Origin of the sequence: Streptomyces griseoruber, assembly GCF_001514205.1 — a bacterium.
GTDB classification, from domain to species: Bacteria; Actinomycetota; Actinomycetes; order Streptomycetales; family Streptomycetaceae; genus Streptomyces; species Streptomyces griseoruber.
Genome location: NZ_KQ948771.1, coordinates 153,037 through 179,644, shown reverse-complemented (window position 1 = coordinate 179,644; position 26,608 = coordinate 153,037). Strand labels below are relative to the sequence as shown.

The 26,608-nt window shown below is 68.1% G+C and carries 26 protein-coding genes and 1 pseudogene; 12 read left to right on the top strand and 15 right to left on the bottom strand.

All coding sequences use genetic code 11. The features are described from left to right. Positions 1-268: 268 nt before the first annotated feature. Positions 269-998 (top strand): annotated as a pseudogene (locus AQJ64_RS23150) (transposase). A 37-nt stretch (positions 999-1,035) separates the two neighbouring features. Here the strand turns inward: AQJ64_RS23150 and AQJ64_RS23145 are convergent. Genes AQJ64_RS23145 through AQJ64_RS23130 form a run of 4 tightly spaced genes read right to left on the bottom strand, consistent with a single transcriptional unit; the run spans position 1,036 to position 4,035 of the window. Next, positions 1,036-1,851 (bottom strand): maleylpyruvate isomerase N-terminal domain-containing protein, encoded by an 816-nt coding sequence (locus tag AQJ64_RS23145; RefSeq protein WP_055632761.1) that lies wholly within the window; start codon positions 1,849-1,851, stop codon positions 1,036-1,038. Positions 1,852-1,858: 7 nt separating this feature from the next. Continuing rightward, the gene (locus tag AQJ64_RS23140) at positions 1,859-2,548 is read right to left on the bottom strand and encodes a flavin reductase family protein (protein ID WP_240512539.1); all 690 of its coding nucleotides are present in this window, start codon (positions 2,546-2,548) and stop codon (positions 1,859-1,861) included. Positions 2,549-2,569: 21 nt separating this feature from the next. Next, the gene (locus AQJ64_RS23135) at positions 2,570-2,860 is read right to left on the bottom strand and encodes a putative quinol monooxygenase (RefSeq protein WP_055632759.1); all 291 of its coding nucleotides are present in this window, start codon (positions 2,858-2,860) and stop codon (positions 2,570-2,572) included. A 38-nt stretch (positions 2,861-2,898) separates the two neighbouring features. Next, complete coding sequence (locus AQJ64_RS23130; protein ID WP_055632785.1) at positions 2,899-4,035, bottom strand: LLM class flavin-dependent oxidoreductase; 1,137 nt, start codon at positions 4,033-4,035, stop codon at positions 2,899-2,901. 1,153 nt (positions 4,036-5,188) lie between these two features. Between AQJ64_RS23130 and AQJ64_RS23125 the strand changes: the two genes are divergently transcribed. From AQJ64_RS23125 to AQJ64_RS23105, 5 genes are all read left to right on the top strand, one after another. After that, positions 5,189-6,316: an alcohol dehydrogenase catalytic domain-containing protein gene (locus AQJ64_RS23125; protein ID WP_055632758.1), complete on the top strand. Its 1,128-nt coding sequence runs from the start codon at positions 5,189-5,191 to the stop codon at positions 6,314-6,316. Further along, positions 6,313-7,068, top strand: a complete 756-nt coding sequence (locus tag AQJ64_RS23120; RefSeq protein ID WP_055632757.1) for an SDR family oxidoreductase — start codon at positions 6,313-6,315, stop codon at positions 7,066-7,068. The genes AQJ64_RS23125 and AQJ64_RS23120 overlap by 4 nt, the downstream gene beginning before the upstream one ends. A gap of 89 nt (positions 7,069-7,157) precedes the next feature. Next, positions 7,158-7,484, top strand: a complete 327-nt coding sequence (locus AQJ64_RS23115) for a putative quinol monooxygenase (RefSeq protein ID WP_055632756.1) — start codon at positions 7,158-7,160, stop codon at positions 7,482-7,484. Between the two features lie 80 nt (positions 7,485-7,564). Beyond that, positions 7,565-8,377: an N-acyl homoserine lactonase family protein gene (locus AQJ64_RS23110; RefSeq protein ID WP_055632755.1), complete on the top strand. Its 813-nt coding sequence runs from the start codon at positions 7,565-7,567 to the stop codon at positions 8,375-8,377. A 53-nt stretch (positions 8,378-8,430) separates the two neighbouring features. Next, positions 8,431-8,874, top strand: coding sequence for an FmdB family zinc ribbon protein (locus AQJ64_RS23105; protein WP_063788678.1), 444 nt, complete (start codon positions 8,431-8,433; stop codon positions 8,872-8,874). Between the two features lie 530 nt (positions 8,875-9,404). Here the strand turns inward: AQJ64_RS23105 and AQJ64_RS23100 are convergent. The 7 genes from AQJ64_RS23100 to AQJ64_RS23080 all read right to left on the bottom strand — a co-directional run bounded on the left by AQJ64_RS23100 (position 9,405) and on the right by AQJ64_RS23080 (position 16,072). Next, positions 9,405-9,983, bottom strand: coding sequence for a hypothetical protein (locus tag AQJ64_RS23100; protein WP_055632754.1), 579 nt, complete (start codon positions 9,981-9,983; stop codon positions 9,405-9,407). Further along, positions 9,980-11,524 (bottom strand): UvrD-helicase domain-containing protein, encoded by a 1,545-nt coding sequence (locus tag AQJ64_RS23095; protein WP_079061891.1) that lies wholly within the window; start codon positions 11,522-11,524, stop codon positions 9,980-9,982. The genes AQJ64_RS23100 and AQJ64_RS23095 overlap by 4 nt, the downstream gene beginning before the upstream one ends. 9 nt (positions 11,525-11,533) lie before the next feature. Then, a complete protein-coding gene (locus AQJ64_RS23090; protein WP_055632753.1) occupies positions 11,534-12,043 on the bottom strand; it encodes a hypothetical protein in 510 nt (169 codons plus the stop codon). Beyond that, positions 12,040-12,924 carry a DUF6083 domain-containing protein gene (locus tag AQJ64_RS51060; protein ID WP_079061890.1) on the bottom strand — a complete coding sequence of 295 codons (885 nt, stop codon included), beginning with the start codon at positions 12,922-12,924 and terminating at the stop codon, positions 12,040-12,042. The genes AQJ64_RS23090 and AQJ64_RS51060 overlap by 4 nt, the downstream gene beginning before the upstream one ends. Positions 12,925-13,082: 158 nt before the next feature. Continuing rightward, the gene (locus AQJ64_RS23085; RefSeq protein WP_055632752.1) at positions 13,083-13,346 is read right to left on the bottom strand and encodes a helix-turn-helix transcriptional regulator; all 264 of its coding nucleotides are present in this window, start codon (positions 13,344-13,346) and stop codon (positions 13,083-13,085) included. A 1,788-nt stretch (positions 13,347-15,134) separates the two neighbouring features. Further along, the gene (locus tag AQJ64_RS46290) at positions 15,135-15,689 is read right to left on the bottom strand and encodes an ImmA/IrrE family metallo-endopeptidase (RefSeq protein WP_079061889.1); all 555 of its coding nucleotides are present in this window, start codon (positions 15,687-15,689) and stop codon (positions 15,135-15,137) included. Positions 15,690-15,700: 11 nt separating this feature from the next. Then, on the bottom strand, positions 15,701-16,072 hold the full coding sequence (locus AQJ64_RS23080) for a helix-turn-helix domain-containing protein (RefSeq protein WP_240512534.1): 372 nt from the start codon (positions 16,070-16,072) through the stop codon (positions 15,701-15,703). Positions 16,073-16,441: 369 nt separating this feature from the next. Here AQJ64_RS23080 and AQJ64_RS23075 point away from each other — a divergent pair, with 369 nt between their 5' ends. From AQJ64_RS23075 to AQJ64_RS23065, 3 genes are all read left to right on the top strand, one after another. After that, complete coding sequence (locus tag AQJ64_RS23075; protein ID WP_055632751.1) at positions 16,442-17,473, top strand: type 2 periplasmic-binding domain-containing protein; 1,032 nt, start codon at positions 16,442-16,444, stop codon at positions 17,471-17,473. 110 nt (positions 17,474-17,583) lie between these two features. Next, a complete protein-coding gene (locus tag AQJ64_RS23070; RefSeq protein WP_055632783.1) occupies positions 17,584-18,012 on the top strand; it encodes a hypothetical protein in 429 nt (142 codons plus the stop codon). Beyond that, positions 17,946-18,452 carry a hypothetical protein gene (locus AQJ64_RS23065; protein ID WP_240512533.1) on the top strand — a complete coding sequence of 169 codons (507 nt, stop codon included), beginning with the start codon at positions 17,946-17,948 and terminating at the stop codon, positions 18,450-18,452. Before AQJ64_RS23070 ends, AQJ64_RS23065 begins: the two co-directional genes overlap by 67 nt. Before the next feature lie 66 nt (positions 18,453-18,518). Here the strand turns inward: AQJ64_RS23065 and AQJ64_RS23060 are convergent, their stop codons facing one another. Then, the gene (locus tag AQJ64_RS23060) at positions 18,519-19,697 is read right to left on the bottom strand and encodes an acyl-CoA dehydrogenase family protein (RefSeq protein ID WP_055632749.1); all 1,179 of its coding nucleotides are present in this window, start codon (positions 19,695-19,697) and stop codon (positions 18,519-18,521) included. Between the two features lie 114 nt (positions 19,698-19,811). On the opposite strand from AQJ64_RS23060, the gene AQJ64_RS23055 reads away from it, so the two are divergent. Next, positions 19,812-21,782, top strand: coding sequence for a hypothetical protein (locus AQJ64_RS23055; protein ID WP_055632748.1), 1,971 nt, complete (start codon positions 19,812-19,814; stop codon positions 21,780-21,782). Between the two features lie 6 nt (positions 21,783-21,788). Here the strand turns inward: AQJ64_RS23055 and AQJ64_RS23050 are convergent, their stop codons facing one another. Further along, on the bottom strand, positions 21,789-22,085 hold the full coding sequence (locus AQJ64_RS23050) for a four-helix bundle copper-binding protein (protein WP_478078896.1): 297 nt from the start codon (positions 22,083-22,085) through the stop codon (positions 21,789-21,791). A gap of 106 nt (positions 22,086-22,191) precedes the next feature. Here AQJ64_RS23050 and AQJ64_RS23045 point away from each other — a divergent pair, with 106 nt between their 5' ends. After that, entirely contained in the window at positions 22,192-22,557 is a 366-nt protein-coding gene (locus AQJ64_RS23045) for a DUF6479 family protein (protein ID WP_055632746.1), read from the top strand. Positions 22,558-22,573: 16 nt separating this feature from the next. Here the strand turns inward: AQJ64_RS23045 and AQJ64_RS23040 are convergent, their stop codons facing one another. Continuing rightward, a complete protein-coding gene (locus tag AQJ64_RS23040; RefSeq protein WP_055632782.1) occupies positions 22,574-23,368 on the bottom strand; it encodes a fructosamine kinase family protein in 795 nt (264 codons plus the stop codon). Between the two features lie 252 nt (positions 23,369-23,620). On the opposite strand from AQJ64_RS23040, the gene AQJ64_RS46280 reads away from it, so the two are divergent. Beyond that, positions 23,621-25,576: a PAS domain S-box protein gene (locus AQJ64_RS46280; protein ID WP_079061885.1), complete on the top strand. Its 1,956-nt coding sequence runs from the start codon at positions 23,621-23,623 to the stop codon at positions 25,574-25,576. Here the strand turns inward: AQJ64_RS46280 and AQJ64_RS23030 are convergent. Continuing rightward, the gene (locus AQJ64_RS23030; RefSeq protein WP_055632745.1) at positions 25,560-26,537 is read right to left on the bottom strand and encodes an ATP-grasp domain-containing protein; all 978 of its coding nucleotides are present in this window, start codon (positions 26,535-26,537) and stop codon (positions 25,560-25,562) included. The genes AQJ64_RS46280 and AQJ64_RS23030 overlap by 17 nt on opposite strands. Positions 26,538-26,608 lie beyond the last annotated feature (71 nt).

Genomic DNA, 26,608 nt, shown 5'->3' with positions numbered 1-26,608 from the left:
TAGGCTTGCGCAAGACACTAGAGCAAGTATGGGCGGGTGTCACTATCCACAGAACGTCGCGACTATCCGTTCCGCGAATTCATCTACCGATAGCGGCTCTCACATTTACCTGCCGCACGTCGCGGCACCCTGTCGTTCGGCACGGACTCACTGAGGTCTTTCAGCGTGGCCACTGATCGGGGGACGCCGGTGGTGTGTGCGACGCACGAGGCTCCTGTGCCGTTGGGGGAGGTGTTCGAAGTCTCAACCCACAGGCACAGGAGCCGCGTTGGTTCCCCATCCTGCCGCACTCGTTCTGCCTCATGCGCTGGTCGAGTGGGTCACGATGCTCGTCGTCACCCGCGAGGGTCACCGCCGCTGCAGACTCCCGCCTCACCAACGTGCGCTCGTCGGCTTGGTATACCTGCGTCGGCACGACACCCTGGCCCAGCTCGCGGCCGGCGTCGGAATCCCCGTCGATACCGCCCACGCCTACGTGGCAGCCGTCATCGACCTGCTCGCCGACCGCGTGCCCGGCCTGCTACGCGCACTGCGCGAAGCGGACCCGACTACGTCCTGCTCGAGGGCAACGCTGGCGGAGTGCGACAGGAGCGACGACAGCCGGGCAGATTACTCCCACAAGCACCGCCGGCGCAGAGTGAACGTGCAGCTGGTGACCGATCCTGATGGTCGGCTGCTGTGGATCTCACGCACACTGCCCGGCCGCGCGCACGTTCTGACCGCGGCCCACACCTGCCGCGTCATCCGGATCTGCGAACACCAGGGCATCCCCGTCCTGGCCGACCGCGCCTACATGGGAGCCGGCCATGTGTGACGTCACCGCTTAGACGTCTGCCCAGCCGCGACCTCACGCTTGCGCGCTCTCCGCTGCACGGGCACCGGTCGAACGCGCCGTAGCACGACTGAAGTCATGGCGGAGCTTCCGCAAGGACCGATGCAGCCCGAATCGAGTACGGCAATCGTCGCAGCCGTCCTCACCCCTGGAGCGCCGAGGCTGAAAGCCCTCGCTGTTCCATCGCATGTCGGAACAACGGGTCAGACTATGTCCAGTGCATCGAGCAGTGGAACAGCCAGCTCTTGCGGGCCGTCGATCTTGCAGTGGTCCACCCAAGGACGCCGAGTTGTCCCCCACGCCACGAACGCACTCGCGTCCGAAATCACGCGCACTGCTCCGAAGTCACCCTCGCCAGTGCTCAGGCCCCCGTCCGTGCGCCGGCTTACCGTCCACACACTCGCCCCGGCGCCAGTGAACTCGAAAGTCACAGGCGCCGTCACCGTCTCGTCGAGCAACGAGCCCTGCATCTGCGGCAGCCCCCACATCATCCACTGCACCGCCGCGTACAGTGCGGCGTGACTCACCGGCTCGAGGGCCCGAGCCGCCAGGGCGGGGTCGACAGGCCCGTAGGGCTGCAGGATGTCGTGCCGCAGATGACAGAAGTAGTCGAACACCTGGGCGTTGGCCAGGGCGTGCGTTGGATAGGTTCCCAAAGTCGGGATCGTCACGGGAACCGACGCTTGAGGCTCTTCCTGCTGGGCGAGCAGCTTCTGCTCGAACAGCGGGACATAGGTGTGGAACTCGTCAAGAATCTCCTCGATCGAACGGTTCCGTCGCCGGTCGACACGCACATCGTGCTGTCGTTCACGGTTCGATGGGAGCGGCGGCGCGCCCTCGGGTTCGGGGATGGGATCGATGGCCTCATGAGCGTTCGCAGCCATGTGGGCCACCACGTCACGGATCCGCCACCCGGCACAGGCCGAGTCTATCATCCACTCTTCGCGAGTCAGCGTCGCGATGACGCGCTCTACGTCGCGCCGCAGGGCGGGGAACTCCTGAGCTGCTTCCCTGGTCAAGTTCTACTCACCTTTCCTTGCCGGTGACAGTGGAGACGTTGCCCGCAGGCCCAGGAAGTCCGTACTTGCCGCCGAAGAATACGAGCGGGTGCTGCGTCGCATCGGAGCCCAGCGCCCGTATCTCCGCGGCGACGATCGTGTGGTCGCCACCGTCGTACTCGGCCCACACGGTGCAGTCGGCCCACGCGATGGCGCCGTCCAGGATGGGGGCGCCGGATGGCGCGGGCGACCAGTGCACACCCGCGAACTTGTCGGCGCCGGACTTGGCGAAGGCGTTCGAGATCTCTTCCTGGTTCGTCGCCAGGACGTTGACGCAGAAGTTACCCACGGCACGGATGCGCGGCCAGGTCGTCGAGGTACGTGCGGGATTGAAGCTCACCAGCGCCGGATCGAGAGAGAGCGAGGCGAACGACTGGCAGGTGAAGCCGATCGGACCGGTTTCGTCGGCGGCGGATATGACGGTCAGACCTGAACAGAACAGCCCCAGAGTTCTGCGCAGATTCCGCGGACTGAGAGGTTCTTCGACGCGAGGAGTCTCTGTCATGGTGTCCGATGATATGGACATGATGCTCCCATCACTTTCCAAGCAACTGGGGAAATCCGTGGGGATGAATTGCGCCGCCAGAGCCGACGGCATCGGCGGCACAATTCGATTGCAAAGACCGCGAGTTTTCAGCGGTATACCGAAGAGGACCATGGCCACGTATCTGCCCGAAGGTCAGAAGATGGGCAGTCCTTTGGTGACCACTCGATCCGACAACAGAGGAACAATCTGCCCGAGCACGATGTCCTTCACGTGAGGTGTGGAGAAGTGGTGATCGAAGTCAGCTGCTTCCTGGTACCTCTCGACGATGAAGAAGACACTTTCATCGTCGGCCGATCGATGCGGTTCATACGAGATGCAACCAGGCTCCTTCAGAGTCTCTTCCCGTACCTGCCGCAGCAGCTCCAGGAGCCGGTCAGTGTGCCCATCGGTGACGGTGTATCGAGCAACAACCGTGAAGGTCACGTTTCCTCCCTTTCCGGAGACGATGCACGGCCGGTCGATCAGTGCCTGAGGCCGGCAGCACGCATCAGGGGCATGACCTTCTCGTTGAAGTACTCGAGTTCCTCGGCGTAGTCCAGGAATCCGATCAAGGCGCCGTCCATTCCGGCATCGGAAAGCCGCTGGAACTGCTCGACAACCTGTTCGGGCGTGCCGACCAGGTTGATTCCGCCCCAGCCCGCGATGAACCGCTCCTGCATCCTCTCGATCTGCGCGTTCGACGACTGGCTCTCGATCCCGAGAACGCTCATGATGTTGCGCGCGCCCGGCCAGTCCCCCTGGTCAAGGATCTCCTGGTGCGCCGCCTTGGCTTCCGCTTCGGTGTCGCGGCACACCACCAGCGCCATGGTCATCACCTGGATGTCGCGCTGGTACCTGTTCTTCGCGCGGGCTTTGATCATGTCGGAGTACTCCCTCATGCTCTCGCGGGTGTCGAGAGCGGTGAAGTTGACGTCGACATGCTTGGCGTTGAACTCCAGTGCGGCGCGTGACGTGCCGGCGTTGAGCAGTACGGGGCGGGGCTTCGACAGTGGCTTCGGGTATGCCTCGACGCCCTTGGACTGGAAGTACTTACCGTCGAAGTCGAATGAGCCGTCCTTGGTCCACAACTCTTCGGCGAACTCGACCCACTCGCTACCGAACGCGTACCTGTCGTCGTGTTCCAGCTGCTTCTTGCCGAACATCTCCATTTCCGGGGTGAACCAGCCCATGACCAAGTTGATGCCGTAACGGCCGTTGGAGATGTGGTCGATGGTGGTGGCCATCTTGGCGGCCGCGATAGGATGCACGGTTGGCAGGTGACAGGTGGTGAAGACGTGGATGTTCTCCGTGGCCTCCGCAAGTCCCGCCGCCCACGTGAAGGTTTCGTAGCACACGCCGTTGAAGTTCGTCTCACCACCGAAGCCTCGCCACCGCGCGATGGGAACGATTGCTTCGAAGCCACTCCTGTCGGCGAGCTGAGCGATTCTCTTCTGCTGCTCCCAGGTGACGCGGAAGGATGTGGGGGCGTGGCTGTTGACGATGCCGCCGCTGCAATTGAAGGCGAAGACCCCGAGCTTGAACTTCTGGTCGTTCATCATGGGTGTCGTGGCGACATCAACTTCTCCGACGCCGAAGGTGTCCTGCTGATGCACGGGCATGGTCACGGAATTACTCCGGTCACGTAGTGATGAGTACCAGCCGAAACGGCTGGGCTACCTGGCTGTCACAAGGTAGCCATCTGCGGGCCGCTATCACTATCCGAAAAATAACGCCGATGTCCGTCCGCCAGAGACCCGATCTAGCGGTACAGGCACATCTGGTTCAGTCGTAAAGCCTTCGTTGGAGAACGCAGTGCGGACACAGAATGCGGTGCCCGGTGTACCCAGGGACCGAACCGACATGATCTCTTCTGTGCTGGTCTGAGCACAGCGTCGGAGTGGTCCTGCGGTGCGGCGGCACAGGCTCGGCCGGCGAGGTCGACCCCGGAGACGGGAGCTGCACGACCTGTCCTGTTGGGCACTGCGTAGCGGAGGAGGAACCCGACGCTGCGCCCGCTACCTGGCGAAGGCGGCAGGGGTCAACCTCACAACCCCACCACTGAGCGTATTACAGTCATACACTCTGCCTCGATGAAGCTAGGCGCTCGTGGGTGGACAGCGGGTTCACACGTCCGCAACGCCTCGGCCACCGCCCTGCGTGAACTCGCCCGGCGTCAGACGAGCCAGGAAGCCGAAGCCGCTACTTCCTCACACAGCTGACCGGCACCCAGCCGCCCCTCCCCCTGCCCCCTGCTGCATATGGGGACCCTAGCGGAGTTCCACATTTCGGTTGTGCAGCCTTCGGCGTCCTGTCCGCCGAAGGCTGCGCCGCCCCTTAGCGCGTCCGGGCTGAGCCCTGCCCCGGGCGGTTTAGAGGGAGGCGGCCAACACCTCTGCCCTAATACGGATACGCTCCAGAGGGCTCAGAGCATCCCTGTCGCGCCTCCCTGGGGCGGCCGCGCAGTCCCACGCTGGCCTCGCTCGATGTCAATCCTTGACGGGATCCATCCCGGTCTCTTGACATTGCCTGTGACGGTATTACGGTCATATGGCTGCCGAGGGTCGAAGCTCGTCCAGAACCTCCGGCTGCCCACTCACTCTGTTTGAAGCGGCGCCTGCCCCTGACCCCCGTGACCCAAGAGCCGTCGTCCGGCCTTGACGCCGCGGAATGACGCATCACGGAGAGGCAGCGGACGCACCCGGCGAAGCCCTCGGCGCATCCGTCCGCGAACCGACATGTACACAGCACGAAGGTGAAGGGAGATGGTCCGCAATGACACGGATCAGAGGCGCAGTCCTCGAACGGGTGGGTGACGCCGAGCCGTGGTCGAAGTCGACCCCGATCACGGTGGACGTGCTCGAACTCGACGAGCCCGGACCGGGCGAGGTCGAGGTCCGCATGGAGGCGGCAGGCGTCTGCCACTCGGACCTTTCCCGCGTCAACGGCAACCGTGAGGTCGTCGTGCCGATGCTGCTCGGCCACGAGGGCAGCGGCACCGTCGTGCGCTGCGGGCCCGACACCGACGGTGTCGCGGTCGGTGACCGCGTCGTCATGACCTTCCTCCCGATCTGCGGCACCTGCGAGGCGTGCACCAGCCCCGGATGGGCCCTGTGCTCGCGCGGGAGCGCCGCCAACGCGCGCGGTGAAATGCTGGGCGGCGGGCGACGGCTGCGCTGGCGCGGCGGGCACATCGACCATCACGGCGGCGTGTCGTCGTTCGCGACCCGCGCCATCGTCGACATCGCCTCGCTCGTGGTCGTTCCGCCCGAGGTGCCGGCCGACGTCGCCGCCGTGCTCGGATGCGCGGTGCTGACCGGCGGCGGCGCCGTGCTCAACGCCGGCGGACTGAAGCCCGGGGAGTCGGTCGCGGTAGTCGGTCTGGGCGGTGTCGGATTCGCCGCCATGATGATCGCCGCCAGCGCCGAGCCGTCAGCGGTCCTCGCGGTCGATGTCCTGCCCGGAAAGCTCACCCGGGCCGGGGGCTTCGGTGCGACGCGCTCGCTCACCCCGCAGGACGCGGTCGCCGCCGACGCACGCTACGACCTCGTCGTCGAGTGCACCGGCAACCTACGTGCGCTGGAGACGGCGATCGCCCTGACGCGTCCGGGCGGCCGGACCGTCACGGTCGGCCTGCCGCACCCCGCGACGCAGCTGACCATCTCGCCGCTCTCCCTCGTCACCGAGGCGCGCTCACTGATCGGCTCGTACCTCGGTTCCGGCGACCCCGCGGAGGACATCAGGCGCTATGCCGCCCTGTACCTCGAAGGCCGGCTGCCACTGGACAAGCTGATCACGGGCCACATCGCCCTCGCCGACATCAACAAGGCGATGGACGACCTCCACGCGGGATCGGTCCTGCGTCAGATCATCGACCTCGCGAAGGAGCAGGAGCCGGCATGAGTGGACAAGGACAGGTCGTCATCATCACCGGCGCGGGCAGCGGCATCGGCCGCGCGACCGCGCTGCGCTTCGCCGAGCGCGGCTGGACGGTCGTCGCAGCCGACGTCGACGAGGGCGCGGCCGCCCACACCGTCGCCGAGCTGAAGACGCCAGGCAAGGCGGTGTCTGTGGACATCAGCGACAGTGCCCGGGTCGCGGCGCTGATCAGCACCGTGGTGCAGTCCTTCGGCAGGATCGACGTCCTGGTTAACAACGCCGGCTTCGGGTTCCGGGGCACCGTCGAGACCATCGAGGAAGCCGACTGGGACCGTGTGATGGCGGTCAACGCCAAGGGTGTCTTCCTCTGCTCGAAGTACGCCATCCCCGAGCTCGCCAAGACCGGCGGCCGCATCGTCAACGTCGCCTCGTACACGGCGGCCCAGGGCATCGCCGACCGCGCCGCCTACGTGGCGTCGAAGGGGGCCATCGCGTCCCTGACCCGGGCCATGGCGGTGGACCACATCGGCCAGGGCATTCGGGTGAACGCCGTGGCGCCCGGCACCGTCAACTCGCCTTACTTCGCCAAGATGCTCGCCGAGTCGCCGGACCCGGAGAGCCTGCGGGCCTCGCTCGACGGCCGTGCTCCTGTCGGCCGGATGGCGGAGCCCGAGGAGATCGCGGACGCCATCGTCTGGTTGGCGTCCGAAGAGTCCGGTTTCGTGGTGGGCAGCGTGCTCACCGTCGACGGAGGTACCTCCATCTGGGGCCGCTGACCTCGACCGTGCCCGTCGAGTCGTCCGGGCTCGGCAGGCGCCCTGATCGCACGGACAACAAACACAGAAGACTGCCAGGGGAGAACGCCATGGTGGGCATCGACGCCCAGCAGGTCGCACGATTCCAGGTCATCGCCGACTACGGGCTGCGGGAAGGCACCGAGGAAGTGGTGCTCGGACACATCGCACGCCTCGCCGCGGCAAGCCGGACCGAACCGGCCAACATCAGCTACGAGTACTTCCGCGACGCGGAAGATCCGGCCCACGTCGTCGTCCTGGAGCGGTACGTGGACGCCGCCGGCTTCGACGCCCACCTGAAGACCGATCACTTCGAGACCATTGGCAAGACCGAGATCATTCCGCGGCTCGCAGCCCGCACCGTACGGGTCTTTGCGGGCACGGGAGAACGCCCGTGACCGGCGCGGCCACCCGCACAGCGCGAACCTCCAGGAACACTCCACCCCCGTCCCCGCCACGGACTTTGAGGACATGAACCATGCCGGACAACATCAAGCTGCAGATCCTGCCGACCGGCACCATGCACGCCGACCTCACCTGGCTGCTCCTGGACCCTTCCAGGGTGATGGCGTCGCGCGCAGAGAAGAACAGACCCGCGCATTGGGTCGGCGTGCCCACGCACTGCGTGTTCATCGACCACCCCGAGGGCAAGCTGCTCTGGGACGCCGGTGTGCCCCGCGACTGGGAGACCCGCTGGGCCCCGACAGGCCTGCAGGAGTACTTCCCCGTCGATGAGGTCACCGAGGACCAGTGGCTGGACTCGCGGCTGGAGCAACTCGGCTACGAGCCCCACGACATCGATCATCTCGTCCTGTCCCACCTGCACTTCGACCACGCCGGCCAGGCCGACCTGTGGAACGACGCTCCACGCACGAGGGTCATTTGCAGCAAGGACGAGTACGAAGGCGCCTTCGGCTTCGAGGGGTACAACCTCGGCGCCCACGTGAAGAACGACTATGCGCGATTGAACTTCGAGACAGTCGAGGGCGACACCGAGATCCTGCCCGGGGTCACCCTGCTGCAGACCCCCGGCCACACCTGGGGCACCATGTCCCTGCAGGTCGACCTCCCCGATAGCGGCACCATGATCTTCACGTCGGACGCCGTCTACCGCTCCGAGAGCTACGGCCCCCCGTCGGTCGGTGCCGGAGTCGTGTACGACAGCCGAAAGTGGTTCGCCTCGGTGGAGAAGATCCGCAGCATCGCCGAGCGGACCAACGCCACCGTGGTGTTCGGGCACGACGAGGAGCAGATCACCCAGCTCAAGGTCACCCCCGCCTTCTACTCCTGATGACACACCGCCGGGGGCGGGCATCGCCTGCCCCCGGCCCAAGGACGGTCACCATGCGAATCTACGACTACGCCTGCGCGTGCGGCACCCGCTTCGAGGCGATGGTCAGCGGCCCCGACGCGCCCCCGCCCCCATGCGCCGACTGCGGTCGGCCGACCCGGCGCCTGCCGTCCGCAGGCGCTGCCCTGCTCGGCCAGGCGCGGCTGCCCGCAACCGCCGACGCCGCGCCCAAGTCCTGGGACGGGACCCACCAGGGCAACACCGAGTACATCGCGCACTGGCGCCGCACCCTCGACGCACGCGCGGCACTGGAGGAGCGCCACCCGGAACTGGCCAAGAAACGCTCACCCGTCGTTGCTCACGAAGGCCCTTACCACGCCGCCCCGTTGACGGCGGACGAGCTGGCGTCGGGCACGATCAATCCGCGCCGCCACGCGCACCCGCACCCCCATCCGCACCCACGCCAGCTTCCGGCGGGGCAGAACCCGGGAGAGTGATCTCCGCGCCCCTCAGCGCCTGGTCCAGCAACGCCCGGACATCCGCGCCGTCACGGGCCGTGGTGTGGCGGCCAGCGCTGTGCAGGCCTCCGTCATCGTTGCGGTCACGACGTCGTCGAGCTGTGATCTAGGCGGCCAGCGGGAGACAGGACACGCGGACGCTCATGCCCACGGCAGCGCTTGCCCAGCGCGGCGCGACCTCTTCGATGACCTGCAGATACACCTATACGGTTGGCCCGCCGCCCGCATATCAGACCGGGCACTGGAGGGAGAAGAGACTGGACTGGTACAGCGTGCGGAACACTCCCCGCGGAAGGCGCTCGGCGGCCTCGTGCTCCGTGTTGTTGGGTGTAGGAAGGAATCAGCTAGGCACTCCTCGCTTCCAGTACCGGGCACCGATGGAGGCTGCGCGAGCGCTGTGCCGGACATCGCGGGCGAGGATTTATAGGACTTCTGCGGATAGTTTGGCTGCTTTCTGGGCCGCCAGAGCTGCCGCTTCCGCCAAGACGCGGCGCACACGAAAGTCTCCGTCACGCGCCAATTGCAGGATCGTCTCCCGGTGCCGAGAGGGATGACGCATGCAGAGGACCGCGCCCGCCTGGCGACGTAACGTCGTGCGGGAGTTGAGACAGCGTCATGGCTGCATCATCAAGGATCTCGGTGTCCTGTTCGGAGAGCAGACTGATTGCCTGGTCGCGTACCCTGACGTGGTCCTCGGGGTAAGTGGCGGACACCTCAGCCAGCCGTAGCCCCTTGCCGCGGAGCGACGCCGAACCGCCGGAGAACTTAAACGAGCTGAGCGGGTGGGGACTACCGGTCACTCGTCCGTCGAGGTGGCTTCCATCCCGCCTTTCTAGTGCATACTCCTTGGCCAGTAGGAACGTGCGCCGTTGTACTTCGACCGGCAGGTCTACGACCAGGTTGCGGGCACCGGTGATGGCGTCCTGCCGTGCCAGAGCAATCTCGCGGGGGTCGGCCGCGATGTCCATGAGCCTTTCAAGGCACGTCTGACGCGCATCGATGTGGAGGCTGCCAACCAAGTAGGAGTCTTCCACCAGCCTCGTGCCGAGGTCGACGCGGCCTTGGTCCAGGGTGGCGAAATCGATCAAGCCCTACAACTCGTGGTACTCGGCGTGCGGCGTGGTTGCTGGGAGCGGTGCGCTGGGTTGAGTTCCGCAACCGCCATAGAACTTGAAGCCGCAGGATGTGTGTCGATCCAGGACAATCCGCCTAGGTCGAGTCGGCAGCGTGCACGCGTGACGGCGACGTATGCGAGGCGGGCGTCAGTGTCGTTGACGGGTTCCGGGATGGGACGGCCCTCGGCGTCGTGTTGGTCGGTGTCTTTGGGAGGTGGAAAGTCGTCGCCGATCCGGACGGTTGCCCATTCACGTCCCTTGGCCTTATGAGCTGTGGACACGGTCACGTCGGCGTGGTCCTCGTCGGTGAGTTCGTCGACTGCGGCCAGGATGGCGTCGGGGCCGTGCGTGTCAACGAGGTCTACAAAGGGCTGGAGGTCGCCTCCTGCCGGATCGTAGGTTGCGTAGTCCTGTACTTCGCCCCAGGAGGCGAAGAGGACGAGTTCGGGGTGGCTGGTGCGGCGTCCTTCCTTGAGGTCGCGAGCGGCGAGCGCCAGCGAGGCGAGCGTGTGCCCTCCGCGGGCCAGGGCGACGCGGCTCCCCTCGGAGAGGAGGCGCATGACTTCGGCCATGGCGCCGATGTTGGTGCGGCACAGCACTGCATCCGGGTTGGCCACGTGTCCGACCTCGGTGGGAATGGTCTCGCTTCCGGTCAGGCGGATGGGTGCCTGCGCGAGTTCGAGCCAGCGGTTGGCTTGTTCGGCGAGGAGAGGGCCGAAGCGGAAGGAGCGGGTCAGAGTGTGAGCGGCGGCGTCGAAGTCGGTCATCACATCGCGGGCGCCGCGCCATCCGTAGATGGCTTGGGCCGAGTCGCCGACCATGACAAGTTGGGCGTGGTCTCGCTGGGCGTTGAAGACCTGTTCCAGAACGGGGTTGGTGTCCTGAGCTTCATCGAGGAAGAGGAAGTCCGCTTCGATCTTGGGTTGGGTCAGGGCCCACATCTTCAGGTAGTGGTCGTGTTCGAAGCGGACCTCGCCCTGGTCGAACATGTGCAGGTCGGCCCATGCCTTGGCTGCGAACGGTAGTACTTCGTCGACGAGTTGGGCGTGCTCGGCCCGCGTGGTCAGGCGGCGAAGGTGCGGCACATGGTGGCGAGCCAGAGCACGGTCCGCGGAGTAGCAGAAGCGTGTCACGGCGCGTAGCACCGTGTGGCAGAGCGTCTTGTGACTGATTTCGTGATCGCCGATGCGGATGGGCCGGGTGATACCAAGCGCTTGGCCGGTCTTCCAGGCGGGCTGGCGAGGGCCGTTGAGTCGGCCGGCATAGCGGTGGCCGAGTGCTGCGTACGCTGTTGCGTGGGCGGTCTTGCACATCACCGTTCGGGGGAAACGATCAGCGGCGACGCGAGCGATGTCCTTGTTGAAAGCGAGGTAGCGACCGCGTCGTTTGGTGCCGGCGGCGAGCATCGCGAGGGTGGTGGTCTTGCCGGTACCCGCCCCCGCCTGCAGAACAAGGTGGTGCCCTGCTCGGAAGGTGTCGGAGGCTTGGACCTGCTCGTCGGTCGGGATGGGCACAACGGCTCCTCAAGAAGGGGTGGAGCAGGACTGGCTGCGGCCGCTGGGCAGGCGGTTGTCATGACTGAGGAAGGTGCTCGCTGCACAGGCCAGGAGTTCTTCCGGGGAGTGCAGGGCCAACATCCCCTCGAACCGGGTCATCAGCCGGCGGACGCGATCTTCTTTGTGCTGGGCAACAGCGTCGGTCACGGTCTGCCTCAAGAAGTCCCGGGGCCGTTGGCCGCAGGCTTCCGCAGCTCGGCCGATGGTGGCGCGGGCGTGGTGACTGAGAGCGAAGTTCAGCAGGACACAGCCCTCTCTGTCTGGGTAATGGGCAGTCAGGACATCGATGGGCAATACGGCATCGAGTTGACGCCGAAGTGTTCGCAGCGCACGCCCTGGAGTCTTTGCGCGTTGCAGAGTCAGCAGTCGGGTGCTGTCGTTGTTTCCGGCCAGAGCCACGACACGACGAGCACGACGCAGTTCACAGTCGGTGGCAGGCCGGGTCAGGGTGATCTCAATCGCGTGGTGCGCTGTCACGGTCGTGTCGCCTTCCTGTTCCGGCCACCAGGCGCTTGGCGTCGGGTGAGCGTCGGGAGCCGGGTGTGGATGTGTTCGTGGTGGATGAGGGGATCGAAGGACTCCCACTCGGTCACCGCCACGTCTGCAGCTGTGGGAATGGCGGCGTGTTCGGGGCAGCGTTGAGCCCTCCAACGCAGCTGCTCGGCATAAGGCAGGCCAGTGAGCGCGTAGACGGCCATGGCTGTTCCAGGCAGAGGAAACTGACCGTGCCTTATGGGGACGGGCACAAGGGTCCAGACGCCTGCCTGAGTCTCTGCTGTGAGCAGAGGACTTGTGCAGCGGCGGCGGCGTCGGGTCTGGGCGACGCACTGGATCTCGTCCACCGGGCGGTTGGCGAGGTAGCGGATGTACAGGAGTTGGACGACGGGGCGGGTCGGCCGACAGGTAGCCATCGGCGGGGCTTCAGTGTTCGGCGGGGTGGGTGGAGAAGGGAATGCACCGGTGTCGATCAGGCGGCGGGTGTTGACTGCCAGAGCGCGGCGCAGTCCTGCCAATTCGGGTACAGCTGGAAGATCGTGACGGGCAGGGCACAGCCTGGCGTGGGGCAGGCGGCACCACCCGCTGCCGTCGCCCGACGGATGAGCGACGCCGCAGCTGACGTGCCATTGGCAGGTGGCGGGCACCCTCTCGACCGGCAGCTCGTGAGGGTGCAGGCGGATGGGCCGGGCGTTGGTGCGGTGATACCACTCGATGCGGTTGCCGCAGTCCCGGCAGCGGTCGATCTGACCGCATCGCAGGAGACGACTGGCGCTGTCGTTGCTGACGCGTAGGGAACGCCTCGCACGGACATGGACGCGGCTGCCATCCCAGCGCTGCGGAGAAGGGGGTGTGGAGTGCATGCGAGCGAATCTGTCAGTCGACACGCCGTCCAGCCGTCGCCAGTACCGTACGTGTCCCCCGAAGTGCCGCATCTGGTGAGACTGGTTTTCGAGGATGCGATCGTGCGTTCACGTGGAGTCACCCGTTCGAGCGTTGGTGAACTTCGCCCTGAATGCGGTCAGTCGTCGGGTTGCTCGGGAGGCTCGTGTCCGTTGCACAGGGTGACGAAGAGGCCGTCGACAGGGGTGCTCAGGGCGTGCGCGAGGGCGTGCCAGGATTTCAGAGTCCCGATCGTGCGGCCTTGCTCAATCTCGATAAGAGTCCGTCTGGCGAGCCCACTACGGGCGGCGAGCTCGTCATAGCTCCATCCTCGGGCCGCCCGCAGGCGCGCGAGCTCCAGGCGGAGCGCCTCGAAGTCCGGATCGGGCGGAAAGATCGTCACCCGACCATCCGACGGGGCAGACCCCTGCCCTGTCAGTGCAGACCTCTGCCCTATTTCTCCAGGTCGCAGCGCGGGCGCGAGGGCAGAGGTCTGCACTACCGTGTGCGGCCGTCGCTCTCTTGAGCAGACAACGAGCGCGGAAGCAGGATTGGGAGGAGCGCGCGCCCTATGAGGCTTTGCACAACACGCTCGGCAGCGCGGCGTGCCTGGACTGTTGAGCTGCGGCCAGGTTCTGGCGGACCGCAGCTTGTGTGTCAGCAGTGCGACCACCGGGGCGTGCTGCTCGCCGACGTATCCGCGCGCTCCGCAGCGCTCGAGCATCTGGCCGGACATGCCCGGAGCGACGCCCTGCCGTCATACATGCGCACCTGCGAGTGCCACGAGCGAGGTTGCCGTTGGCATCCCCGTCACCGCGGCTGTGCCGGCCCTGTCCGTCTGCTCCTCGCCCGCGAGCGGGGAGGGCGGCTCTGGCGTCTTGCTGACGCCTGTACGGCCTGCGCGTCGGTGACGGCGCAGGCCGCCGTGGTTCCGGAAACCTTCCTACATGTGGCCGTGGCAGCGTCAGGCGGAGCCTCGCGGCGTCGCCAACGACGATCCAGAGGGCCGGGCGACCAGATTCGCGTGCGGGAGATGCTCAGCTACTTGGCCGCAGCCCTCCCGAGCCACACGGGGGCCGCAACCCGACTGCTGGCCGTGCAGTGTGCACTGCGCATGGACTCCAAGGGGGAGGTCCGGCTGCCGACTGGGGTCCTACGCAGTCTTCGCCTTGGCCCCAATCCGCTCCCGTGGCGTGAACTGGAGCAGGCCCGATGGCTCCGCAGAAGGCCAGCTGCCTGGGGTTCTACCGACAGGATGGTAGGCGCCCACATCCTCGACGGCGTGTTATTTACTCAGAGCCCCGCACGTCCAGACCGCAGGAGCGCTGCCGACTGGGCGCTGCGTATGGGGCGAGGTGGCTGTGGGGACGTCGGCGACCCGTCTCTGCGGCTGACCGTTCTCTGCCTTGCGGCGCACACCGACTTCTCGACGGGTCGCGGGTGTGCCGACATGGACCGGATCGCGCGTGAGTGTGGACTCGTTCCTGATGCTCTGTTCTCCGTGCTCGACCGATTGGCAAGCTTCCTGACCTCTTGGAGCATGGCCCCCGCTTCAGGAGATCTGCACTGGGAGCTATTGCCCAAGGGCAATCAGAAGCAGCGGGCAGCCAGCCGATCTGACGCTGTCGCGGATCCCGAGAACTGAGGCGACCGGCCTGAGAATCAACCTGTTACCTCCCAGCACACCGGTCGCCGATCGCCTCGTGGAGATCGGCGCCCTCGACTCTCTTCACGACGGACGCTTCACACCCTGCGTCCTGCTGTGGCAGATCGCCGCACTCCACCAGGCCTCCTTCACCCGTTCCGCGGGCAAAGGCCAACTGCCTATGGATATGTACGTCGTCAGCAGAGCGGAGCGGAGCGGTTTGCCGGAGATGACCGGACCGGAAGTCCCTGAACACAGCTGGTCACCCCTGCCGCCGCTGGCTCCGCTTCCCTACGCGATGCCCCTGGACCGACGAGATCACCCGAGCAGCCGACTAACTCAGTGCCTTGCCGAGCCCCGGCCCACCAGCCACATCGACCGCCCCAACGACGCGCACCGTCGCACCGGCGGCAGGCGGCCGCGGTAATGGGCGCTCAGACCTCCACACGCAGGGCGCTGCCCCTAATCTCCCAGGACATCACCTCGCCACCCGCATGCCCGAAGAGTCGACGATCAGCGTCTACACAGACGGGAGGAGAGGGCGGTTCAACTAGCCGATCGGCCTCGACGGGCGTTCGCACCGCTCATATTCATGCGCCAGGTCAGCATGCTCCTGCTGACTCCGTATGCGAGCATCGCGGTCTCAGGACTCGTCCCCTTCCTGGCGATGGACCAGGCCGCCTCGTTTGTGATGAGGAGATTTCCCGCCAGCCAATCCGCTTCCCCTTCGATCACACCGTCCCAGTGCCGACAACCGAGAAGGTCAAGCGCCGGACCGGGTGGATGCATCAAGAGAGCATGGGCGATCTCATGATCGGCTGAGCTGTTTTGACGTCCCGGATCATGGGAGTCGTTCACCCAGATCTCGCGGCGTGGTCCCGCGTGCACAGTGAGGGCGCTCAGGGATTCCCGCTCGGTCGTGAGGAGTCGCTCGATGCGAGCGTCATGCGCGATTGCCGAGCTGAAGGTCTTGATCGGGATCGCCAAGTGTTCAGCGAGTTGCGCAGGCGCAAGTGGTGCGGCGGGGTGGAGTCCCAACTCCCTCCGCATCTGCACCGCCAAGCGGTTGGCTTCAGCCTTGAAGCCATGACGCAACGACATAGGGAGCTCCCCTACTCCGGCTGATCGGTCACCAACTGGTTGTAGGCGACGGTGATCAGAGCTTCGAGGGCTTCCGCGGCCTCCGGAGTGAGGTTGCGATCGCCCCGCAGATGTGTAGCCACTTTGGTCAACGTGTCTTGACTGCGCGGTTCGTCGGTCCGGCGAACAAAATCATCCGCGCTCAGATTGGCCCATGTGACGAGGGCTGCGAGCCCATCCACGTCGGGCCGCCGCCCCTGAGCCAATCTCGTCAGCGTCGAAGCACTGACTCCCGCCTGCTGGGCCACGTCCTTCCAGAGAAGGCCGCGCTCCTGACGCGTGCGATCCAGGGCTGTGTGAAACGCGACCGCGTCAAACCGTCCTGCTGCAATCCGCTCGTTCACGATCTCCTCCTCTCTCGCGCATGGTTACACATCAGGTACCACTTGCGAAAGTCGAATCATCTCCTCTAACCTCCTGATTGCAAGATCGGTATCGATATCGATCTTGCAATCGGCTGAGCGTCGATGACGAAGGGTGGTGGGCACATGGCTACGAACACTGGCAAGGGTTTCCGTCGCGGCAGCGTCTCCCGGCGGAGTCAGGTTCTCAATCCCCGGACCGCCACGTGGACAAAGCGAGGTGAGAACGGCCGCTTCATGGACGGGAAAACGGGCGGCACTCCGTTCAAGGGTGTCCGCCGCGAGAAGTAGGAACGTCTCGCGCTGGTGGGGGGCCGAAGTCTCGTCTCCCACCAGCGCAAGGAGGTATCAATGGTTCGTAAAGAGAGCCTTGCGCAGCTCCTCGACGAAGGACGCCGCAAGATCCAGGTGACCGACGAGGAACTCGCTGAGGCCAAGCGCCGCCGCCGCCTCCTGGCCGCGTCCGCGCGCCGGGCCTTCCCCGGCTCCACCACCTACTACAACGGGAGCGTCGCGCACGGCGACGCCAACACCCCCCTGACCGACGTCGACCTCGGCGTCGTCCTCACCAAGAAGGACGCCGAGCCTTACGGCCCCGGCAGGAAGAGCGCCCTGGACCTCATGGAGACGGTCCGCGAGGTGATCCATGAGGACCTCGATGACGAGTTCGACAATCTCACCATCGAGGTAGAAGGCCGCCGCCGCGCCGTCCTCGTACGATTCGGCGACCCGGTCACGCCGGGGCAGGTCGACTTCACCGCGGACGTGATGACCGCGCTCCCGCACCCCTCGGGTCGTGGGCTGAACATCCCGAACACGAAGATCACGGACCAGTGGGACCGCGCCGACCCGATCACCCACACCCGGATGGTGCTCCAGGCGATCGAGGACACCAAGGTGGTCTTCGCTCGAACGGTCCGGCTTTTGAAGCACTGGAACTGTACGCACAGCAAGCCGATGTGCTCCTGGAACATCAAGGCCCTCTGCCTGGGGTGCCTCGAGGAGCCCATGCCGCTGATCAACGCGCTGCAGATCTTCTTCACTTATGCGGCGGACGAGATCGACAAGGGTCAGACGCCCGACCCGGCTGGGGTGGCCGGCCCGATCCCGCTCAACATGCCGCGCCGGAATGTGCACAAGCGGCTGCACACCGCCAAAAAGTACATCGACCTCGCGATCGACCATGAGAAGGCCGGGCGCCCGCTCAGCGCGCAACACGCGCTGCACCAGGTACTCCCGGAGCTCGTGCCGGACGCGGACGGCACCCCGGAGGAGGCCGCGCGCCTCGCCCGGACCGTCCTCGCGGGCGGTACGGCAGCCTCAGGACTGGGGCTCGCCACCCGGCTGGGCACGTCAACCCGGCCCCGGGCCTGGGGAGACTGACCGCCATGCCCCTTTGGTACGGGGTCCAGCCGTCATGGTGGGCCCCGCTCGAACGGGACGCCCGCCAACACTTCGGCGACGCGCTCCAACACACCTACGACCAAGGGTCGTTGCTGTACGAACTCGCCAGCCTCGACGTCATAGGCGAACCCGACCCCATCGACGTCCGGATCCGCTTCCACTCGAACCCGCCCTACCCCCTCTACGGCCAGCGGCCCGAGGACTTCCCCCGCGTGCACGCCAAGCCCGGAGTCCCGTCGAAGCACCGATACAGGTTCGACGACGCCCTCTGCCTCTGGTACCCGCTCGACCCGGAAGAGCGACGCTGGACGAGTTCGAAAGGGCTACTGGACCTCATCGAGATAGTCCGCACACACTTGTTCCTCGAACACTACTGGCGGCTCACCGGCGGTGAGCAGGGCGGCCAGTGGCTCGTAGAGGATGCGCCTCACGGCATGCCGGAGGGTGGTGCGTGGCGGTCATCGCGGCGGCACAAACGACGGACGGCGGCTGGACCTGGGCCCAGACCGCCGCACTGATCGTCCCCTTCATCGCCCTCTGCGGCGCCTTCGTGACGTACGCCCTCAACCAACGGGCCGTACGCAAAGAACGTCGGGCCAGGACCTTCGCGGAAGCCCTGACAGCGGTCGAGGAGTACCTGGAAATGCCGTACCGCATACGACGACGCCCCAAATCCTCCTCCACCGTACGACAACAGCTCACCGACGAGGTCAGCGGCCTTCTGGCCCGGCTGGCATTCCACCAGGCGTGGCTCCAGATCGAGGCGTCGGCGGTCGCGGGCCCCTACGCGACGCTTGTGGCCACGGCCAGGGCGGAGGCCGGGGCACAGATGAGCCTCGCCTGGGATCAGCCGCCGATCACCACGGACAGCGGCATGAACCTCGGGGTGCCGTATCCGCGGGACCGATCAAACGCCGCTCGAGCCGAGTGCATTGACGTGATGCGCCGTCACCTTTGAGAATGTCGTGATCTTGGTGCCAACTATCCCTCTTTTGTGCCAACTAAAAATCCTCGTCACAGCAGGCTAACGCCGCACCCTCGGCATCCCCAGGCCGATCCAGGAGATGATCTCCCGCTGGATCTCGTTGTTGCCGCCGCCGAAGGTGAAGATCACGGCGGAGCGGTAGCCGCGTTCCAGCTCGCCGTGCAGCACGGCTCCCGCCGAGCCCTCCTGGAGTGCGCCGGGGGCCGCGACGATCTCCAGGAGCCAGGCGTAGGCGTCCCGGCGGGCCTCGGAGCCGTAGACCTTGACGGCGGAGGCGTCCTGCGGGGTGAGGGTGCCGTTCTGGAGGGCGCCGACCATCTGCCAGTTGAGGAGTTTGAGGGCGTCGAGCCTGACGTGGGTCTGGGCGAGGCGGCGGCGGACCCAGGGCAGGTCGACGACCCGGCGGCCGTCGGCGAGCTTGGTCTCGGTGGCCCAGCGCTGGACGTCGTGCAGGGCGCGGATCGCCATGGTGCCGTGCGCGGCCAGGGTCACGCGCTCGTGGTTGAGCTGGTTGGTGATGAGCCGCCAGCCCTGGTTCTCGGCGCCGACCCGGTGGGTGACGGGGACGCGGACGTTCTCGTAGTAGCTGGCGGTGGTGTCGTGCGAGGCGAGGGTGCGGATGACGGTGCAGGAGTAGCCGGGGTCGGTGGTCGGCACCAGGAGCATGGTGATGCCCTTGTGGGGCGGGGCCCCGGGGTCGGTGCGGGTCGCCAGCCAGACCCAGTCGGCGGTGTCGCCGTTGGTCGTCCAGATCTTCTGGCCGTTGACGACGTACTCCTCCCCCTCCCGGACGGCGCGCGTCTTGAGGGAGGCGAGGTCGGTGCCGGCGTCGGGCTCGCTGTAGCCGATGGCGAAGTCGATCTCGCCGGAGAGGATCTTCGGCAGGAAGTACGCCTTCTGCTCGTCGGTGCCGTACCGCATGATCGTCGGGCCGACGGTGTTGAGGGCCATCAGCGGCAGCGGTACGCCGGCCTGGGCCGCCTCGTCGAAGAACACGAACTGCTCGATCGGGGTCAGGCCCCGGCCGCCGTACTCCTTGGGCCAGCCGACGCCGAGCCAGCCGTCCGAGCCGAGGCGGCGGATGGTCTTGCGGTAGAAGCGTTTCGCGCCGACCGGGTCGGCGTGCCGGGCGTAGGCGTTGTCCGGCACCAACTCGGCGAAGTAGGCGCGCAGTTCGGTGCGCAGTCGCTGCTGCTCGGGCGTGTGGTCGAGGTGCACGGCGCCTCCAGGCTTCCCCAGGCCGGTGTCCTGACGGCGCACACGGTAGAACGTGTTCCAGTAATTGGGAATGGCGGCGCGGGAAGCGAGAGGTTGCGGGGAGGATGTCGTCCCATGACGGTTGACGGAATGAGTGCGCGGCTGGAGCGGGCGGGGCTCGAGATCGCGGATCCCTGGTACTCCGAGGGACCGCTGCCACCCCGTGAGGCCTGGCGCCGGGTCACCTCCGGGGAGACCGCGCCACTGGTCACCCTGCCGGGAGACCGGCTCGCGGAGGTCGATGCGCGGTGGCACCGTCTCGCGGCGGAGAACGGCTTCTTCGAGGGCGACGGCCTGTTCCTCGTCGAGATCGACGGGCCACGCCCCGGCAGCGGGCCCCGGCACTGGGCGCGGGTGCGGCTGACGCCCGGATGGGATCTCACGGGCGGGCTGCGCCCGGCACCGGACGGGCAGGCGGAGTTCGTCGCCATGGCGGTCGGCGGGGACACGCTGCTCGGGGTGACCGCCGATGCGGACGGCGTCCGGATCACGGTGGTGGACCGGATCGCGGAGCGCGTCGAGGCGGAGGCGCTGAGAGCCGCCGAGGAGACGCCGCGACAGCGGGAGGAGGCCTGGGAGTCGCTGCTCGCGGGGGCATCGAGGAAGTTCTGGCTGCTGTGGGCGGAGAGCCTCGGCGGCAACCCCGGCGTCCCCGACGACCTGCGGATCGAGCTGCTGGGCCTGTCCGGCGCACTGCCGTACTATCGCCAGTCGGCCGCGGTGGTCGAGGCGGCGATGGCCCACGAGGACCCGAGCGTACGGGCGCGGTTCGCCGAGTACCAGCGGAACCTCACTGCGGAGCAGCTGGGTCGCCTGATCGTCGCCGAGACCGAGGCCCGGTACCGGGCCTACCTGATCTGGACGGCCCGGCACAAGGGGCTTCCGTCCGCCGTGTGCGAGCAGCTCGTCACCGACCCCTCCTTCGCCGTCCGCGAGGAGCTGGCGCAGCTGCCCGGGCTGCCTGTTCCGGTCCTGGCCGCCCTGTCGGCGGACTCCCACGCCTGTGTGCGGGCCGCCGCCTGTGGGCCGGCCTGGCCCCATCTGGACGAGCGGACGCGCGAGGGTCTGCTGCACGACGACGACGGCAGCGTCCGCACCGCTGCCCTGCTGCGGCATCACGAGGACCATCCGGTGCCCCGGTCCGTGTTCGAGGCGGCGGAGCCAGGTGTTCAGGCGCGCATGGTGGAGGGCTGCCGACTGGCACGCGACCTCGCCGAACGGGTTACGCGGGACGAGGACCCGGCGCGACGCCGCAGCCTCGCACGCAACCCGTTCCTGGAAACCGACCTGGTCCTGGTCCTCGGTGAGGATCACGACGGCGACGTCCGGTTCCAGGCGTCGGTGCACCCCCGTCTCAGCGAGGAGGAACGCGCCCGGATCGACTTCCCCTTCGAACCGAGGAGCATGTCCCGCGATCTCGACTGGGTCGCGGCGCTGCACGGCGACCCCGACGCCATGCGCCGCCTCGCCGCCTCGGCGCACCCCGTCGTACGCCGGGGCGTCGCCCGCGCCCGTCATCTCCCGCCGGACGTCGTCGAGCGGCTGGCCCGGGACGAGGACCGGATCGTCCACCTCTTCCTCGCCGAGTCGTGCGAGGACGCGCCCGCCGAGCTGCTGCTGTCGGTGTGGCGGTGGTGGACCGGCAGTTTCAGCCACCCGAACCGGCCGCACAGCCACCCGAACTTCCCTCGCCGCGACCTGCTCCGGTACGCCGACGACCCCAGCCCCCGGATGCGACGGCTGGCGCTGGACGACCCGGACTCGACGCCCGAGCTGGTGGAGCGGTTCGGCCGGGACGTGAGCGACGAGGTGCGGGCGCGGGCGGCGGACGACCCCCGGCTGTCGGCCGCTTCCGCGGTACGGCTGCTCAGCGACCCGTACGACACCGTCCGCGCGGCGGCGGCCCGGCACCCGGAGCTGCCCGCCCGCACCCTGGTGGGGCTGCTGCGGGACCTGGCCACCGCGGAGACGGCGGCCCGGCATCCGGGGCTGCCCGTGCCGGTCATGCGGCGGATCCTGGAGGAGGCACGCGCGGCGCTCGCGTAGCGGCGCTCAGTGCGGCGTGGCCGGGAAGTCCGTGCGGGTCCGGGCGCAGGAGCGGCAGACCTCGGCGGTCTCCGCGGCGCCCGGCGGCCCCGGTCGATTCCGCTGGTTTCCGAAGGCGTGCGCGGTCTCCGGGCAGACGGTCCGGCACCACTCCAGCCGGACGCGCAGGCCCGCCTCGTCCAGGCGGGTGTCCTCGATGGGCACCCGGCAGGACGCGTCGCACACCTCCGCGCGCATGACGGCCTTGCGGCGCGGGAGCCGCGGCCGTTCCGTCCCCTCCGGATCCAGCAGGCTCGCCCGCAGCGCGCAGGCCCGCGCAGCCGGACGCCCTGTGTGCCGGTTTGCCGACGCTGAGTAATGGGTGGGGCGGTGCGGGATTTGCGCCCCGTTCCTGGGGTATTGAGGCGATATGAGTACTGCAAGCGAGCAGTTGGCCGCCGCGAGCGGCCTGATCAGCCTGGTGCTGTTCCTGGTCGCGGTCGTCGTTCTGGCGCTGCTGGCCGGCAGCTTCTGGTTCGGCGCGCGGGTGAAGGCGCGCGAGTCGCCGAGGCCGCGTCCCGAGGATCAGCCGCACCTTCCGCCGGAGGGCGCGGTGCACGAGATCCGCGAGAACCGCGAGTCCCAGGAGGTGCCCCACGTCGCCAAGGGCGAACGCCCCCTCACCCCCTATGAGCTGACCAACCTCCAGACCCGGCCGAGCTCGGACAAGACCAGGCCCCGCTGGAGCAAGGGCAGCAGCGGCTCGTTCGGCGGAGGCGGACTGGGCGCCCACTGAGTCACCGGAGGACGGGTCACAGGGCTGTCCGGGCCACCGCGAGCGCCTGCTCGGCGTACGGCCTCCCGAACAGCACGGCGTGCACCAGCAGCGGGAAGAGCTGGTGCACGCCGACACGTCCGGCCCACCCCTCGGCGAGTGGGGCGACCTGCTCGTACCCCTGAAGGACCTGCCGCAGGTACGGGCAGCCGAACAGGGCGAGCATCGCGAGGTCGGTCTCGCGGTGTCCGCCGTGCGCGGCCGGGTCGATGATCCGGACGTCGCCGTCGGCGCCCCACAGGACGTTGCCGTTCCACAGGTCGCCGTGGAGCCGGGCGGGCGGCTCGGCGGGCCCGGCCAGCCCGGGCAGCCGCGCGCAGAGGCGTTCGACGTCGGCCGCCTCGGCGGGGCGCACCGTGCCGGCGTCGACCGCGGCGCGCAGATAGGGCAGCACCCGGTGCTCGGCGAACCAGCGCGGCCAGTCCTCGCCGACGGTGTTGCGCAGGGGGGCGAGTCCGATGCACGCCTCCTCGGGGCCGCCCGGCGGGGGCGCGCCGAAGCCGGGGGCGCCCGCGGCGTGCAGCGCGGCGAGGTCCCGGCCGAACCGTACGGCGGGCTCCGCGCCCGGCGCCCCGGTCGCCACCCGCTCGGTCACCAGCCACCGCTCGTCGTCCCCGAGGACGCCGGGCACCCGTACGGTGTCCGCCGCGGCCAGCCAGCGCAGCCCGGCGGCCTCGGCCCGTACGGCGTCGCGCCGGTCGCCCCGTTTGACCATCACCGTGCGCCCGTCGTCGAGTACGGCCTCCCAGAGCGTCCCGGACAGCGGGCGCATCCGGTGGACGGCCCTCCCGGTGAGTTCGGTGACGGCGGAGGCGGGGCCCGGGTCGGGCCGACGGGGCGAGGGCACGGGACGAGCGTACGGCGGGTCCCGCCCGCTGCGCAGAACTGCGTTCGCCATCACGCGGCCATCCCGTGACGTCGCGTTCAGGTTCGGACAGTGAACGGACAGTAAACGACTTCCCGGGGCGGAGGCGGCCGAAAGGCGCTGTAGTGGCCTGAACCGTCGCGCAGGGTGAGGTGGAAGATGGCCGACGTGATGCAGGCAGATCCCGTGCTGCGTTCGGGCAGGGCACAGCAGAAACGGTGCGGCTGTGGTGCGCCCATACCGGACGGGGCCCCGAGCGGGGCCGAGGAGCGCTTCCGCGGTCTGCTGGAGGCCGCGCCGGACGCCATGGTCATCGTCGACGACCGGGGCGCCATCCGGTTGGTCAACGCACAGACGGAGGCGCTGTTCGGCTACGGCCGCGAGGAACTCCTCGGCCATCCGGTGGAGTTGCTCATCCCGGACCGCTTCCGCGACCAGCACACCGGGCACCGGGGCGCCTACACGGCCAACCGTCAGGTGCGGCCGATGGGCGCCGGGCTGGAGCTGCACGGGCTGCGCAAGGACGGCACCGAGTTCCCCGTGGAGATCAGCCTCAGTCCGCTGGAGACGGCCGACGGGCTGCTGGTGTCGGCGGCCGTGCGGGACGTCAGCGACCGCAAGGCGGCCGAGGCCCGGATCAACGAGCTCGCCGCGCTGGTGGAGTCCTCGCAGGACGCGATCCTCGCGAAGACCCTCGACGGGTACATCACCTACTGGAACGCGGCCGCGCAACGACTGTACGGCTACACGGCCGAGGAGGTGATAGGGCGTCATGTCTCGCTGCTGGCACCGCAGGAGCTGCGGGGCGAGGTCCGCTCGCTGCTGAAGCGGCTGCGGCACGGCGAGAAGGTCGAGCACTTCGAGACCCTACGGCTGACCAGCACGGGAACGCTGCTGGACGTGGACGTGACGCTGTGGCCGACCCGGGACACGCACGGCAAGGTGGTCGGGGCGTGCGCGATCGTGCGGGACATCAGCGACCGCAAGCGGGCCGAGGCCGAACTCACGGCACTCCTCGAGCAGCAGCGGCACATCGCGCTGACGCTGCAACGCAGTCTGATGGGCACGCCGCCCGCCCTGCCGGGGCTGGACACGGCGAGCCGCTACCGGCCGGCCACCCAGGGTGCCGGAGTGGGCGGCGACTGGTTCGACCTGATCCCGCTGGGCGCCGACCGGGTGGGCGTGCTGATCGGTGACGTGATGGGCCGTGGGCTCGAAGCGGCCGCCGTGATGGGCCAGTTGCGATCGGCCGCGCACGCGCTGGCGAAGACCGGGATGCAGCCGCGTCAGCTGATGCGGGCGCTGGACACCTGCGTCGCCGATCTCGACGTCCCCGATCAGCTGGTCACCTGCTGCTACCTGGTCATCGCCCCGGACGCGGGCACGGTCACCGTGTGTTCGGCGGGCCATCTGCCGGTGCTGGTGGCGGGGGTGGGCGACGGCATCACCGCGCTGCCCTGCCCGGTGAACGCGCCGCTCGGGGTGGGCGACGTGCTCTACGAGCAGTCCAGCACCGAGATACCGCCGGGCGCCACGCTGGTGCTGTACACGGACGGGCTGGTGGAGACGCCCGGCAGCGACATCGAGTTCAGGATCGATGAACTCACCGTCCTGCTGGAGGGCCTGTTCTCCGGTACGCCGTCGCTGGAGGCCGCCGCCGACCAGGTGCTGGCGGGTCTGCTGCCGGACGCCGACAGCCACAACGACGATGTGACCCTGCTGTTCGCCCGGCTTCCGGAGGCACCGCTGGCGGCGGTCACCACCGATCTGGCGGCGGATCCGGTGTCCGTGCCGCAGGGCCGTTCCTTCCTGCGCCGGACGCTGGCCTCGTGGAACTGCGCGGCCCGCGCCGACGACGCGTTGCTGCTGCTGTCGGAGACGCTGACCAACGCCGTCCTGCACGCCGAGGGTCCGATCGGGCTGCATCTGCACCGCACGGCCACCGATCTCACCGTCGAGGTCAGCGACCGCAGCCCGCAGCTGCCCCAGCCCCGGCTGGCGGCCGAGGAGGAGGAGTCGGGGCGGGGTCTGATCCTGGTCCGGGCCCTCGCCGCCGGCTGGGGGGTGCGGCCGACGGACGAGGGCAAGACCACCTGGTTCACGCTGAGGCTGTGAGCCCCCGGGACGGGCCGCCGCGGGCCAGTTCGAAGGCGTCCAGATGGGCCTGGACGTACGGCACGGCCACCTTCTCCACCTCGACCTGTCCGTCGACGAACGCGGGCTGGACGTTGACCTCGAAGACGACCCCGCCGTTCTCGATCGCCAGGTCGACGCCGGCGAACGGCAGCCCGACCGAGGCCGTGGCGGCGACGGCCAGCTCGGTCAGGCGCGGCGACAGGTCGGGCGGGTCGATGTGGACGGGGGTGGCGCCCCGGCAGGTGTTGCAGGGGGTGTCGGGTTCCGGCTGGAGGTGCTCGCGGGCGTGTACGACCTGCCCGCCGAGGACGAAGACCCGGAACTGGTGGCGCAGGCCGTCGGCGGTGATGTTGCCCGCGTCACGGGAGAGCATCCAGTCGGTGCCGTGTTCGGCGTAGTAGGCGGTGGCGTACTCCAGCAGGTCGGGGGTGGTGACGTGGAAGGTGTCGTCGCCGCCGGTGCCGACGACGGGCCGGGCCCAGGTGTCGCCACCGAGCCGGTCGAACACGTCGGCCGCCTCCCAGACGGAGGGCCGGGACAGGACCACGGTCTCCATCTGGGCGACACCGTCCCGGTGGAAGCGGGCGACGGTGAGGTTCTTCTCCGTCGCCGTCCGCCAGGCCTCGGCTCCGGTGCCCAGCGTCACCACGTCGTGGGTCTGAAGGAGTTCCTGAAAGGCGGCGAGGTCCCGCCGGCGGTGCGGGGGGATCTCGTAGAGCAGGACGACGTCGGGGACGAAGTCCAGCCGCTCCTCGGGGACCTGGAGCCGTAACCGGCCGCCGTCGCGGACGCCACGGCCACGGCCGCCGGTCGCGAAGTGCCGGGAGTCGATCCGGACGGGCGGTGCGCCGGTGAGCAGTTCCACCGCGTCGGCGAGGTACTCCCGGCAGCCTTCGGACGAGGTGGGATCGGCGATCAGGGCGATGCTCGGTCGGGACACAGCGGCCTCCAGTGATGTCGACGCGCGCTCGCGCCGCGGGTGCCCTCGTGCGCGCGGTACGAGCGGTGTCA

Bases quoted from the DNA above. Each gene is read 5' to 3' on its own strand.
- AQJ64_RS23115 (WP_055632756.1), top strand. From the start codon at position 7,158: ATGGTGGGCATCGACGCCCAGCAGGTCGCACGATTCCAGGTCATCGCC.
- AQJ64_RS23055 (WP_055632748.1), top strand. From the start codon at position 19,812: ATGACGGTTGACGGAATGAGTGCGCGGCTGGAGCGGGCGGGGCTCGAG.
- AQJ64_RS23120 (WP_055632757.1), top strand. From the start codon at position 6,313: ATGAGTGGACAAGGACAGGTCGTCATCATCACCGGCGCGGGCAGCGGC.
- AQJ64_RS23075 (WP_055632751.1), top strand. From the start codon at position 16,442: ATGGTTCGTAAAGAGAGCCTTGCGCAGCTCCTCGACGAAGGACGCCGC.
- AQJ64_RS51060 (WP_079061890.1), bottom strand. From the start codon at position 12,924: ATGCACTCCACACCCCCTTCTCCGCAGCGCTGGGATGGCAGCCGCGTC.
- AQJ64_RS46280 (WP_079061885.1), top strand. From the start codon at position 23,621: ATGGCCGACGTGATGCAGGCAGATCCCGTGCTGCGTTCGGGCAGGGCA.
- AQJ64_RS23040 (WP_055632782.1), bottom strand. From the start codon at position 23,368: ATGCGCCCGCTGTCCGGGACGCTCTGGGAGGCCGTACTCGACGACGGG.
- AQJ64_RS23045 (WP_055632746.1), top strand. From the start codon at position 22,192: ATGAGTACTGCAAGCGAGCAGTTGGCCGCCGCGAGCGGCCTGATCAGC.
- AQJ64_RS23130 (WP_055632785.1), bottom strand. From the start codon at position 4,035: ATGCCCGTGCATCAGCAGGACACCTTCGGCGTCGGAGAAGTTGATGTC.
- AQJ64_RS23105 (WP_063788678.1), top strand. From the start codon at position 8,431: ATGCGAATCTACGACTACGCCTGCGCGTGCGGCACCCGCTTCGAGGCG.
- AQJ64_RS23110 (WP_055632755.1), top strand. From the start codon at position 7,565: ATGCCGGACAACATCAAGCTGCAGATCCTGCCGACCGGCACCATGCAC.
- AQJ64_RS23125 (WP_055632758.1), top strand. From the start codon at position 5,189: ATGACACGGATCAGAGGCGCAGTCCTCGAACGGGTGGGTGACGCCGAG.
- AQJ64_RS46290 (WP_079061889.1), bottom strand. From the start codon at position 15,689: ATGTCGTTGCGTCATGGCTTCAAGGCTGAAGCCAACCGCTTGGCGGTG.
- AQJ64_RS23140 (WP_240512539.1), bottom strand. From the start codon at position 2,548: ATGGTCCTCTTCGGTATACCGCTGAAAACTCGCGGTCTTTGCAATCGA.